Origin of the sequence: Cryobacterium sp. N22 (assembly GCF_002929555.1) — a bacterium.
Taxonomy (GTDB): Bacteria; Actinomycetota; Actinomycetes; order Actinomycetales; family Microbacteriaceae; genus Cryobacterium.
Map to the genome: position 1 here is coordinate 69,353 of NZ_PJJP01000032.1, position 12,083 is coordinate 81,435.

Sequence of the window (12,083 nt, forward strand, 5' to 3'; positions counted from 1 at the left end):
GACACCGGCGAGGGAGCTGAGATGAACGAGTGGCGCATCCGTGACTTTCACACCGACGACCTCGACGGCATCCTGCGCCTGTGGGAGGAGATCACCGCCTCGAGCACCGACCCGGTCTATGCCCTGTCGGAGGTCCTCGCCTCCTGCCAGAAGGACGACGCCGTGGTGGCCGTGCACGGCGACGAGGTGGTCGGCGCCGCCGTCGGCCGGGCCGCCCACGCGCAGGGCTGGATCGTGTTCCTGGCCACCACCAAGCCCTGGCAGAGCCGGGGCATCGGCTCGGCCCTGCTCGCGGCCCTCGAACGACGGATGGCGCCGCACGGCCTGACCAAGCTCTCGGCGCTGATGCCGGAGACCGCCACCCGGGTCGACGCGTTCCTCAACCGCGGCTTCGAGATCAAGAACCACCTCAGCTACTTCGAGCGCCGCATCCCGGTGCAGGGCCAGGAGATCCGCGCCCTGGCCGAGCTCGGCGGGCGCATCCTGCCGCGGGACCTGTGGGCCAGCGTGGGCGGCATGGCGCGGGAGAAGGAGCTGCTCGAACGGCGCCTGGTGATGCCGCTGGCCCGGCCGGAGATGGCCGACCAGTACGGCGTGGTGCCGCCCAAGGCCGTGGTGCTCTTCGGCCCGCCCGGCACCGGCAAGACCACCTTCGCCAAGGCCATCGCGTCCAGGCTGGACTGGCCGTTCGTCGAGGTCTTCCCGTCCCGGCTGGCGACCGACCCGCAGGGCCTGGCCGGGGCGCTGCGGGAGACGTTCCACAAGATCGACGACCTCGACCACGTGGTGGTCTTCATCGACGAGGTCGAGGAGATCGCCGCCCAGCGCGGCGGTGAACCGCCTTCGCCGTTGCAGGGCGTGACCAACGAGCTGCTCAAGCTCATCCCGGCCTTCCGCGAGCGGCCCGGGCGGCTGCTCGTCTGCGCCACCAACTTCATCCGCACCCTCGACTCGGCGTTCCTGCGGCACGGCCGGTTCGACTACGTCGTGCCGATCGGGTTGCCGGATGCCGCCGCCCGGCAGGCCATCTGGGAGCGCTACATTCCCCCGGTGGTGACCGGGACGGTCGACCTCGCCGCCCTGGTCGCAGCCAGCGACGGGTTCTCCCCCGCCGACATCGAGTACGCCGCCCGGCGGGCCTCCCAGCAGGCGCTGGAGGATGCCCTCTCCGCGGGCGCCGACGAGCATGCGCCCGGCGGGCCGGGTACCGAGGACTATCTCGCCGGCATCCGCGGCACCCGCACCACGGTGTCGGCGCAGGTGGCCGCCGAGTTCCTCGAGGACATCGAGCGACTCGCCCGGCTCTGAGCGGGCTCCGGCCGGCGGGCCGGTGCGGCTCTGGAGAACTAGCCCGCGGCGGGGTGGGAACCGGCCGACTCCTGCACGAACTCGGCCAGAGTGGCCTCCAGGGTCGCGTAGGCACAGCGGTAGGCGGCATCCTCGTCGCCCGCGAGCAGCGCGGCGGCCAGGTCGTTGTGCCGGTGCGCGGATGCCGGGGTGTAGTCGGTCACCGTGAAGCGTTTCTCCTGCTCCCTGGTGCGCAGCAGCGCCGCCACGGTGTTCGCGAAATGCCCCATCACCGCGTTGCCCGAGCCCTCGAGGATCAGGGTGTGGAACTCGACATCCGCCTCGAGATAGCGCCGGCCCTCGTTGTCGTGGTCGGCCTCCACCATCACCGCGGCCGCCCGCGCGACGGCCTGCCGCTGGGCCGGCGTCATCAGCCGGGCGCTCAGCCGGGCGGCCACCGGCTCGATACCCAGGCGCAGCTGCAGCATCTCGCGCATCTGCGCGAAGTAGTCGCCGCGGCCCCGCCACTGGATGACCAGGGGGTTCAGCAGGTCCCAGGACTCAGTGGCGAGGACCTGGGTGCCGACCCGCTGGCGCGGCTCCACCATGCCCACCGACTGCAGCACCCGCAGGGCCTCCCGCAGCACGGAGCGCGAGACCGTGAAGCGCTCGCTCAGCCGGTCCAGGTTGAGGATGTCGCCCGGCGCGTAGGTGCCGTCGACGATCTCCTGGCCGAGCGCGTTCACCACCCGCGCGTGCAATCCCCGGTCCCGCCAGGTTTCATCGCCTACTACAACCACTGTCACACCCTCACTCACCCGGCGCGACCACGTCGCACCGATCCGTCCCAGCCTGCGTCGTCGCACACTGCACCCCGGTGATGTTGACCACATCATCGTCGTTGTGTAACACTTCATTAATCCGATTAATCAGATTAATCAGATCACGTGCTTCTCCCTTCACTATGCCGCATCCGGCGACATGCAGGGTCCCGCGTGTTCAGCACAAGACGAAGAGGTCGCAGGGACGCGGCCTCGGAACGGATTTCGAGATGAATGTGACCCGCGCGATTCAGGCGGTGGAACCCGTGGTTCCGGCCGGCAGCACCCTGCAACTCATCCTCGCGGCGATCATCGGCGTCGCCGTGATCATCGTGTTGATCACCTGGCTCAAGGTGCACCCGTTCCTGGCCCTGTCCATCGGCGCCGTCGGCGTCGGCGTGGGCGCCGGCATGGCGCCGAACGACGCGGTCACCAGCTTCGGCGCGGGCTTCGGCTCCACCATGGCCGGCGTGGGCGTGCTCGTGGGCTTCGGCGCCATGTTCGGCAAGCTGCTGGCCGACTCCGGTGGCGCCGACCGCATCGTCGACGCCCTGGTGAGCCGTTCGAGCGTGCGCACCCTGCCCTGGACCATGGCGCTGATCGGTGGCCTCATCGGTCTGCCGATGTTCTTCGAGGTCGGCCTGGTGCTGCTCATCCCCGTGATCATCCTCGTCGCCCGCCGCAGCGGGCAGTCGCTCATCCGCATCGCCATCCCGGCCCTCGCCGGCCTGTCGGTCATGCACGGCCTCGTGCCGCCGCACCCGGGCCCGCTCGTTGCCGTCACCACCCTGAGCGCCAACCTCGGCCTCACCCTGGCCATCGGCGTGCTCATCGCCATCCCCACCGTCATCATCGCCGGCCCGCTGTTCAGCAAGTTCGCCAGCCGCTGGGTGAAGGTGCCCGTGCCGCAGATGTTCATCACCGCGGCCGACCAGGGCCTGGAAGAGAACATCAAGCGCCCGAGCTTCCTCGCCACGATCACCGGCATCCTGCTGCCCGTCGTGCTGATGCTGGCCCGCTCGATCGCCGACGCCATCAACCCCGGCTCGACCGACCCGCTCAACGCCACCCTGGACTTCCTGGGCACCCCGATGATCGCCCTGGGCATCGCCGTGATCTACGCCATGATCGTCTTCGGCCGCGGCGGCGGCATGGACCGCGCGGCCGTCTCGAAGTCGCTCGCCGACTCGCTGCCGCCCATCGCGGGCATCCTGCTCATCGTCGGCGCCGGCGGTGGCTTCAAGCAGGTGCTCATCGACACCGGCATCGGCACCGTCATCGCCGACGCGGTCAATGGCTCGAGCGTCTCGGTGCTCCTGCTCGCCTGGGTCGTCGCCGCGCTGGTGCGGGTCGCGACGGGTTCGGCCACCGTCGCCACCGTCACGGCCGCCGGCATCCTCGCCCCGGTCGCCGCCAGCCTGGGTGCAACGGATGTGTCACTCATGGTTCTTGCCATCGGCGCCGGTTCGCTGTTCCTCTCGCACGTCAACGACGCGGGCTTCTGGCTGGTCAAGGAGTACCTTGGCACCACGGTCGGCCAGACCCTGAAGACCTGGACGGTGATGGAGTGCCTGATCTCCGTGACCGGCCTGGCCGGCGTCCTCCTCCTGAACGTGGTGATCTAATCGTGTTCGAGAATCAGCAGCCCGTGCTCGTGGTGATGGGCATCTCCGGGTCCGGCAAGTCCACCGTTGCGGGAATCCTCGCCGGCCAGCTGGGCTGGGACCTCGAAGAGGGCGACGACCTGCACCCCCAGGAGAACATCGACAAGATGTCCTCGGGCGAACCGCTCAACGACGACGACCGCGCGCCCTGGCTCGACACCATCTCCTCGTGGATCATCGAGCACACCATGGCGGGCGTGCCCGGCATCATCACCTGCTCGGCGCTCAAACGCCGCTACCGCGACGTGCTGCGCGAGCACAACGTGATCTTCGTGCACCTGACCGGGTCGAAAGACCTGATCGGACGCCGCCTGGCCACCCGCCACGACCACTACATGCCCACCTCGCTGCTCGACTCGCAGGTGGACGCGCTCGAGCCGCCGGAGCCCGACGAGAACGCGATCACCATCGATGCCGGCCGGAAGCCCGCCTCGGAGGCGGCCGAGATCGTGCGCCTCCTGGGCCTCACACCGAGCCCCGGCTCGTCGGCCCTCGGCGCCCGCGACCCCGGTCAGTCTTCGGTCGCCCGCCCGGCGTCCTAACCCGCGGCCGGCGCGGGCCAGTGCTGCCGCGGATGCCCGTCAACCGCTAGTCAGGCCAGGTCGGGATGCCCGGCGGGCAGCGCGTGGCGCTGGCCGGCGGCGAGCAGCTTGCGGTTTTTCGCCTCCCAGTCGCCCAGCGCCTGGCGCATCGGGCCGAGCGCCCGGGTTTCGGGGCAGGCCGCGGCCGACTTGCCGCATCCGCAGCGCTGCGGGTCGGCGGGGTCGATGCGGTGCAGGCGGTTGATCTCCCAGAGTGCGGCCATGGCCGCATCCGTTCGGCGCTGGCCGAGCTCGGCCTTACGCTCGGCGCGCTTGAGTACCTCGGTCTCGAGCAGGCCGCGCAGGCTCGCGTCGGGACCGCGGTCGAAGCGGCCGGCCACGATGCCGGTGAGGTCGGCGACCTGGGCCGTCAGGGCCGCAATCTCGGCGTCCCGCTCGGCGATCGTCGCGGTGGTTGTGGCGGTGAGCTCCTGCAGGGTCTCCTGCTGGGCGGCGAACTGGCCCAGCCACAGTCTGATGTGGTCGGCGTCGCGCTGCTCGGCCTTCTCGGGCCCGAGATGCCGCAGGCAGTGGCCGCAGACGACCTGATCGGTCGCCGAGCTGAAGTGGAACGGCTGCAGCGACTGGCAGCAGAAGCACTGCGCCAGCACATTCACATACAGCGGATACGAGTGGGCCAAGCGCTCTCCCTGGGTCAAGGTGCTGACACCGAGCCTAGCCGGGCGCTCCCCCTCGCGAGAGCGGGGTTATGGTCACCACCGCGCCACGAAGCAACCACGCGACCGCTCTCGCGGAAGCGCCACCTCGCGAGAGCGGGGTTGTGGTCGCCACAGCGCGGCGAAGCAGCCACACGGCCGCTCTCGCGTCGCGCACGGCACCGCTCAGAGCAGGCCGGCCCGCTGCGCCAGCCCGCGCACGTATTCGGCCTGGCCGGCGTGCTGCAGATCGTCGGCGATCACGCTGACCAGCCGCACGGCCAGGGTCACCGGCGGCGTCCAGCGGGTGTCGACGATGCGGCTGAAGTCGTCCTCGTGCAGGGTGCCCAGGTAGCCCAGGGTGCGTTCGTGCACCGCGTCGAAGTAGCCCTGCAGCAGGTCCGCCCCGGCCCGCACGGCGGCCACCTCGGTGGAGCCCTGGCCGTAGCCGGTCGCGGTCGGCGCGAACGGCAGGTTGAACCGTTTCTGCCAGCCCGCCGACGTCCACAGCTGGGGCTCGCCCATCAGGTCGGCCACGTGAGTGTCCTGCACCCGGGTGAGGTGCCAGACCAGCCACGCGATGGTGTTCGCCTCGCGATCGGCGCGGTACCGCAGCAGCTCGGGGCCGGCGCCGACGAGGGCGGCGTGCACCGCCCCCTGTACCCGGCCGAACGCATCCGTGATCAGGTCGGTTGTCAGCATCCGGTACCTCCTGTGGGTCGACGATTCGGCACCACCCTAACTCGCCACCGCGGTCACAACTCCCGCTGTTTTTCCCAATTCGGACGCAATCGGCCTGTTTTGACCCGTCTGGGGAAAAACTGCAGGAGTTATGCCATCCGCACGGTCGAACTCCGCTCCGACTGTCTCGTATCTGAGACACCAATCGGGCGAAGCCCGATGCGGCCGCGCTCGCGCAGGAGTCAGATAGGAGCATGCAGACCGTCGACACCGCCCTTCCCGCCACCCCAGCCCGCCGCGGCACCGCGCCGGCGCCCGTCACCGTGGGCACCGGCCCGGTCTCCGTGGCGGATGTCGTGGCCGTCGCCCGCCACGACGCCCCGGTGCTTCTCGGCGACGACGCCCGCGCCGCCGTGGCCGCCAGCCGGGCCACCATCGAGGTTCTCGCCACCGACGCGGCCCCGCACTACGGCATCTCCACGGGCTTCGGCGCCCTGGCAACCACCTTCATCGACGCCGCCGATCGCACCCGGCTGCAACAGAGCCTGGTGCGCTCGCACGCGGCCGGCTCCGGCCCAGAGGTCGAGCGGGAGACCGTGCGCGCCCTGATGCTGCTGCGCCTGTCGACACTGCTCACCGGGCGCACCGGCATCCGCCTGACCACCGCCGAGGCCTACGCCGGCCTGCTCAACGCCGGAATCACCCCAATCGTGCGCGAATACGGCTCGCTCGGCTGCTCGGGCGACCTGGCCCCGCTGGCCCACTGTGCCCTGGCGCTGATGGGCGAGGGCACCGTGCGCGACCGAACCGGCACCGAGCTGCCCGCCGCCGAGGCTCTGAGCGCGGCCGGCCTGGAACCGGTCCTGCTGGCCGAGAAAGAGGGCCTGGCCCTCATCAACGGCACCGACGGAATGCTCGGCCAGCTCAGCCTGGCCCTGCACGACCTGCACACCCTGCTGACCACCGCCGACGTGGCCGCGGCAATGAGCATCGAGGCCCTGCTCGGCACGGATGCCGTCTTCGCCGCCGACCTCGCCGGCCTCCGCCCGCAGCTGGGCCAGCAGGCCTCCGCCGCGAACCTGCGCCACCTGCTCGCCGGCTCCCCGATCGTGGCCAGTCACAAGACGCCGGAGTGCACCCGGGTGCAGGACGCCTACTCGCTGCGCTGCGCCCCGCAGGTGCACGGCGCCGCCCGGGACACCGTCGAGCACGCCGGCCGCATCGCCGACCGCGAACTGGCCTCGGCCATCGACAATCCCGTCGTCACTCTCGACGGCCGGGTCGAGTCCAACGGCAACTTCCACGGCGCCCCGGTCGCTTACGTGCTCGACTTCCTCGCGATCGCCGTCGCCGACGTGGCGAGCATGTCCGAGCGCCGCACCGACAGGATGCTCGACCCGGCCCGCAACAACGGCCTGCCCGCCTTCCTCGCCCACGATGTGGGGGTGGACTCGGGCCTGATGATTGCCCAGTACACCGCCGCCGGCATCGTCTCCGAGCTCAAACGACTCGCCGTGCCGGCCTCGGTCGACTCGATCCCGTCGTCGGCGATGCAGGAGGACCACGTCTCGATGGGCTGGCACGCCGCCCGCAAGCTGCGCACCGGCATCGACGGCCTGGCCCGGGTGCTCGGCATCGAGATCATGACCGCCGGCCGCGCTCTCGACCTGCGCGCCCCGCTCCTGCCCGGCCCGGCCACCGGCGCCGTGCTCGCCGAGGTGCGCCGCGAGGTCGCCGGGCCCGGCCCCGACAGGTTCCTCTCCCCCGAAATCGAGGCCGTCGCCGCGAGCGCGCGGAGCGGCGCCCTGCTCGACGCCGCCCAGACCCTGACCGGCACCCTGTACTAACTCGCACGCATCACCGACACGCTCAGCTCTCGAGAAAGCAGACCCGCTCATGACCGACCTGACCGACACCGCTGCTCCAGCCACGGATGCGCCACCCGCCGACCCGCACGCCCCGCGCGTCGTGCGGGCCGCCCGCGGCAGCACCCTCACTGCCAAGAGCTGGCAGACCGAGGGTCCGCTGCGGATGCTGATGAACAACCTCGACCCCGAGGTCGCCGAGCACCCGGAGAAACTCGTGGTCTACGGCGGCACCGGCAAGGCCGCCCGCAACTGGGCGGCGTACGACGCGATCGTGCGCACGCTCACCACGCTGGAGAAGGACGAGACCCTGCTCGTGCAGTCCGGCAAACCGGTGGGCGTGTTCCGCACCCACGAGTGGGCACCCCGGGTGCTGATCGCCAACTCCAACCTCGTCGGCGACTGGGCCACCTGGCCGGAGTTCCGCAGACTCGAGGCCCTGGGCCTCACCATGTACGGCCAGATGACCGCCGGATCCTGGATCTACATCGGCACCCAGGGCATCCTGCAGGGCACCTACGAGACCTTCGCCGCCGTCGCTGCGAAGAGGTTCGGGGGAACCCTGGCCGGCACCCTCACCCTCACCGGCGGCGCCGGCGGCATGGGCGGCGCCCAGCCGATGGCGGTCACCCTCAACGAGGGCGTGGTGCTCATCGTCGACGTCGACCCGTCACGGCTTCAGCGCCGGGTGACGCACGGCTACCTCGACGAGATGACCGACGACATCGACGACGCCATCACCCGGGTCCTCGCCGCCAAGGCCGACCGCCGGCCGCTCTCGGTGGGCCTGGTCGGCAACGCCGCCACGGTCTTCGCCGAGCTGCACGCCCGCGAGGTGCCCATCGATATCGTCACCGACCAGACCAGTGCGCACGACCCTCTCGCCTACCTGCCCGAGGGTGTCAGCGTCGCCGACTGGCACGACTATGCGGCCGCGCAGCCGGAGGAGTTCACCGACCGGGCCCGCGCGGCGATGGCCAAGCAGGTGCAGGCCATGGTCGATTTCCAGGATGCCGGCGCCGAGGTCTTCGACTACGGCAACTCCATTCGCGCCGAGGCGCTGCTCGGCGGCTGCGCCCGCGCGTTCGAGTTCCCCGGCTTCGTGCCCGCCTACATCCGGCCGCTCTTCGCCGAGGGCAAGGGCCCGTTCCGCTGGGCCGCGCTCTCCGGCGACCCGGCCGACATCGCGGCCACCGACAGGGCCATCGTCGAGCTGTTTCCGCACGACGAACACCTGCGCCGCTGGATCACCGCCGCCGGCGAGAAGGTGCGCTTCGAGGGCCTGCCCGCCCGCATCTGCTGGCTCGGCTACCAGGAACGCCACCTGGCCGGCCTCAAGTTCAATCAGATGGTCGCCTCCGGCGAACTCTCCGCCCCGATCGTGATCGGCCGCGACCACCTCGATTCCGGCTCGGTCGCCTCGCCGTACCGCGAGACGGAGGCCATGAAGGACGGCTCCGACGCCATCGCGGACTGGCCGTTGCTCAACGCCCTGCTGAACACCGCGTCCGGCGCCACCTGGGTCTCGATCCACCACGGTGGCGGGGTCGGCATCGGCCGCAGCCTCCACGCCGGCCAGGTGATCGTGGCCGACGGCACCCCGCTGGCCGCCGAGAAGATCGAACGGGTGCTCACCAACGACCCGGGCACCGGGGTGATGCGCCACGTCGACGCCGGCTACGAGCGCGCCGAAGAGGTGGCCCGCGCACGCGGCCTGCGGGTGCCGATGTGGGAGACGGATGCGGCCACTCCGAACGATGCATCCGCGACGGATGCCCGCACCGGATCTCCGGATGCCTGACGCCGTCGCGCACGGCCTACTGGCCGGCCTCGACGAGATCGCCGGCACCGGCCGGGACCGGCGCGCCGGCGGCTACTCCCGGCACCTGTGGGAGCCGGCCGAACACGAACTGCGAGCCTGGTTCACCGAGCGTGCCGAGCGGCTGAGCCTGGACGTCGAGGTAGACCGCAACGGGAACACCTGGGCCTGGTGGGGCGCGCCGGGTCCCGGCGCCGTGGTGATCGGCAGCCACCTGGACTCGGTGCCCGGCGGCGGCGCCTACGACGGCCCCCTCGGTGTGGTTTCCGCCCTCGAGGCCGTCGCCCGGTTGCAGGCCGCCGGCTTCGCGCCCACCCGGCCGTGCGCCGTGCTGGTCTTCGCCGAGGAGGAGGGCTCGAGATTCGGGGTGGCCTGCCTGGGCTCCCGGCTGTTCTCCGGCGCGATCGACGCCGATGTGGCCCGCGGACTCACCGACCGGGCCGGCATCAGCCTCGCCGAGGCCGCGGCGACCGCCGGACTCAACCCCGCCCACCTGGGCCGCGACCAGGCCGCCCTCGACCGCATCGGTATATTCCTCGAATTGCATGTGGAGCAGGGCCGGGGTCTGATCGACCTGGGCGAGCCCCTCGCGGTCGCCTCCTCGATCCTCGCGCACGGCCGCTGGCGGCTGAGTTTCACCGGCCAGGGCAACCATGCCGGCGCCACCCCGATGATCGGCCGCCGTGACCCGATGGTCGCCGCGGCGCACGCGATCGTGGCCGTGCAGCAGGCGGCCCTGGCCAGCCCGGGCGCCCGCGCCACGATCGGCCGCATCGAGGCCGTGCCCGGCGGCACCAACGTGATCCCCTCTTCGGTGACCGCCTGGCTGGACGCGCGCGCGGACACCGACGACCAGGCCCGTGCCGTGGTCGCCGACATCGCCGCCCGGCTGCCGGACCCGCACTCCGGCTGCGCCGCGACCGTGGTCGAAGAGTCCTGGACCGGCACCGTCACCTTCGACCCGGAGCTGGCCGCCCGCCTGGCCGTCGCGCTCGGCGGCGTGCCCGCGCTGGCCACGGGCGCCGGCCACGACGCCGGGGTGCTCGCCGCCCGGGTGCCCACCGCGATGCTGTTCGTGCGCAACCCCACCGGCATCTCGCACTCCCCCGAGGAGTTCGCCACCCTGGCGGACTGCCTGGCCGGCATCGAGGCCCTCGACACCCTGCTGCGGGAGCTGCTGTGACCACGGCCCAGGCGGGCCCCGCGCAGCCGGCTCTGGCCACCTACTGGTGCGAGTCGCTGCTGGTCGACGGCGTCACGATCCCCGGCGTGCGCCTCACGGCGGGCGTCGACGGCCGCCTCACGGCCCGCGCCGACAAGGTGCCGGCCGAGCCCGGCGACATCCGCCTCGGCACTGTGCTGCCCGGCCTGGCCAACGCCCACTCGCACGCCTTTCACCGGGCGCTCCGCGGCCGCACCCACGACCAGGGCGGCGACTTCTGGCGCTGGCGGGAGTCCATGTACGCCGTGGCGCATACTCTCACCCCCGAGCGCTACCTGTACCTGGCCCGGGCCGTCTTCGCCGAGATGCTGGTCAGCGGCTACACCGCCGTCGGTGAATTCCACTACCTGCACCACCAGCCCGATGGCACCCCGTACCCACACGCGCACGCCATGGAGCTCGCCCTGGCGACGGCGGCCCGCGAGGTGGGCATCCGCCTGGTGCTGCTGGACACCAGCTACCTGGCCGGCGGCATCAACACCCCGGTGCGGCCCGAGCAGCGCGCCTTCAGCGACGGCTCCGCGGCGGGCTGGCTGGCCCGGTGGGCGAACCTGCACGAAACCCTCGCAGCGGATGCCGCCGCCCGGCCGGCCGAACCGGCCCTGGTCACCCTCGGCGCCGCGCTGCACTCGGTGCGGGCGGTGCCGCGCGATGCCATGCGCGAGATCCTCGCCGGGCTGCCGACCCAGGTGCCACTGCACATCCATCTCTCCGAACAGCCGCAGGAGAACGCCGACTGCCTGGCGGCCCACGGCGTCACGCCCACGGGCCTGTTGAACGGCCTGGGCGCACTCACCCCGCGGTTGAGCGTCGTGCACGCCACCCACCTCAGCGACGACGACCTGAGCCTGCTCGGCAGCACCGGCGTCACGGTGGTGATGTGCCCCAGCACCGAGGCCGACCTCGGCGACGGCATCGGCCGCGCCCGGGAGCTGGCCGCCGCGGGCTCCCCGATCGCCCTGGGCTCCGACCAGAACGCCGTCGTCGACCCGTTCCTGGAGATGCGCGGCCTGGAGATGGGCGAACGTCTGGCCTCCGGGTCCCGTGGCCGGTTCACCCCGGCGGAGCTGCTGTACGCCGCCGGAACCGACGGCTACGCGGCGCTCGGCCTCGGGCGGGCGCGCCTGGTGCCGGGTGACCCGGCGGACCTCGTCGAGGTCGATGCGCACAGCATCCGCACTCTCGGGGCCCGGCCCGACCAGCTGGTGCTCGCCGCCACGGCGAGTGACGTGCGGCGGGTGATCGTGGCCGGCCGCATCGTCGCCGACAGCGGCCGCCTGGTGGGCACCGCCGCGGCCGCCCTCGCACCCCCTGGCTCGCCGGCCGGGCTCCTCCGGGACGCGCTCGACACCCTCGACACCGGCCGCTCCCCCGAAGCCCCGAGTCCCGAATGACCGCCCGGGCGCAGGTCTACTGTTCCCCGTGCGGACATTTGTGCCCGGCGCACCGGGCACACTTGTCCGGAACGGGAACAGTTGCATCGGCTC

General features: G+C 71.8%; 10 protein-coding genes. 7 read left to right on the forward strand and 3 right to left on the reverse strand.

Features of this window, described 5'->3' with window-relative positions:
• Positions 1-21: 21 nt before the first annotated feature.
• Positions 22-1,308, forward strand: coding sequence for an ATP-binding protein (locus CXY76_RS07830; protein ID WP_104163686.1), 1,287 nt, complete (start codon positions 22-24; stop codon positions 1,306-1,308).
• Positions 1,309-1,346: 38 nt separating this feature from the next.
• On the opposite strand, the gene CXY76_RS07835 is transcribed toward CXY76_RS07830, so the two are convergent.
• The gene (locus tag CXY76_RS07835) at positions 1,347-2,087 is read right to left on the reverse strand and encodes a FadR/GntR family transcriptional regulator (RefSeq protein ID WP_158253862.1); all 741 of its coding nucleotides are present in this window, start codon (positions 2,085-2,087) and stop codon (positions 1,347-1,349) included.
• Positions 2,088-2,338: 251 nt separating this feature from the next.
• On the opposite strand from CXY76_RS07835, the gene CXY76_RS07840 reads away from it, so the two are divergent.
• The gene (locus CXY76_RS07840) at positions 2,339-3,733 is read left to right on the forward strand and encodes a GntP family permease (protein ID WP_104163688.1); all 1,395 of its coding nucleotides are present in this window, start codon (positions 2,339-2,341) and stop codon (positions 3,731-3,733) included.
• A 35-nt stretch (positions 3,734-3,768) separates the two neighbouring features.
• Positions 3,769-4,314: a gluconokinase gene (locus CXY76_RS07845; protein WP_104163770.1), complete on the forward strand. Its 546-nt coding sequence runs from the start codon at positions 3,769-3,771 to the stop codon at positions 4,312-4,314.
• Positions 4,315-4,364: 50 nt separating this feature from the next.
• Here CXY76_RS07845 and CXY76_RS07850 read toward each other — a convergent pair whose 3' ends face one another.
• Positions 4,365-4,994 (reverse strand): hypothetical protein, encoded by a 630-nt coding sequence (locus tag CXY76_RS07850; protein ID WP_104163689.1) that lies wholly within the window; start codon positions 4,992-4,994, stop codon positions 4,365-4,367.
• 201 nt (positions 4,995-5,195) lie between these two features.
• Complete coding sequence (locus tag CXY76_RS07855) at positions 5,196-5,711, reverse strand: DUF664 domain-containing protein (protein ID WP_104163690.1); 516 nt, start codon at positions 5,709-5,711, stop codon at positions 5,196-5,198.
• Between the two features lie 233 nt (positions 5,712-5,944).
• Between CXY76_RS07855 and hutH the strand changes: the two genes are divergently transcribed.
• The 4 genes from hutH to CXY76_RS07875 are packed head-to-tail and all read left to right on the forward strand — an operon-like array spanning position 5,945 to position 11,990.
• On the forward strand, positions 5,945-7,537 hold the full coding sequence (hutH, locus tag CXY76_RS07860; protein ID WP_104163691.1) for a histidine ammonia-lyase: 1,593 nt from the start codon (positions 5,945-5,947) through the stop codon (positions 7,535-7,537).
• Between the two features lie 49 nt (positions 7,538-7,586).
• On the forward strand, positions 7,587-9,356 hold the full coding sequence (gene hutU, locus CXY76_RS07865) for a urocanate hydratase (protein ID WP_104163692.1): 1,770 nt from the start codon (positions 7,587-7,589) through the stop codon (positions 9,354-9,356).
• Positions 9,349-10,557, forward strand: coding sequence for an allantoate amidohydrolase (locus tag CXY76_RS07870; RefSeq protein WP_104163693.1), 1,209 nt, complete (start codon positions 9,349-9,351; stop codon positions 10,555-10,557). The genes hutU and CXY76_RS07870 overlap by 8 nt, the downstream gene beginning before the upstream one ends.
• Complete coding sequence (locus tag CXY76_RS07875) at positions 10,554-11,990, forward strand: formimidoylglutamate deiminase (protein WP_233199639.1); 1,437 nt, start codon at positions 10,554-10,556, stop codon at positions 11,988-11,990. The genes CXY76_RS07870 and CXY76_RS07875 overlap by 4 nt, the downstream gene beginning before the upstream one ends.
• The last annotated feature ends 93 nt before the right edge of the window (positions 11,991-12,083 follow it).

Bases quoted from the DNA above. Each gene is read 5' to 3' on its own strand.
- CXY76_RS07830 (WP_104163686.1), top strand. From the start codon at position 22: ATGAACGAGTGGCGCATCCGTGACTTTCACACCGACGACCTCGACGGC.
- CXY76_RS07840 (WP_104163688.1), top strand. From the start codon at position 2,339: ATGAATGTGACCCGCGCGATTCAGGCGGTGGAACCCGTGGTTCCGGCC.
- CXY76_RS07845 (WP_104163770.1), top strand. From the start codon at position 3,769: ATGGGCATCTCCGGGTCCGGCAAGTCCACCGTTGCGGGAATCCTCGCC.
- CXY76_RS07855 (WP_104163690.1), bottom strand. From the start codon at position 5,711: ATGCTGACAACCGACCTGATCACGGATGCGTTCGGCCGGGTACAGGGG.
- hutH (WP_104163691.1), top strand. From the start codon at position 5,945: ATGCAGACCGTCGACACCGCCCTTCCCGCCACCCCAGCCCGCCGCGGC.
- hutU (WP_104163692.1), top strand. From the start codon at position 7,587: ATGACCGACCTGACCGACACCGCTGCTCCAGCCACGGATGCGCCACCC.
- CXY76_RS07870 (WP_104163693.1), top strand. From the start codon at position 9,349: ATGCCTGACGCCGTCGCGCACGGCCTACTGGCCGGCCTCGACGAGATC.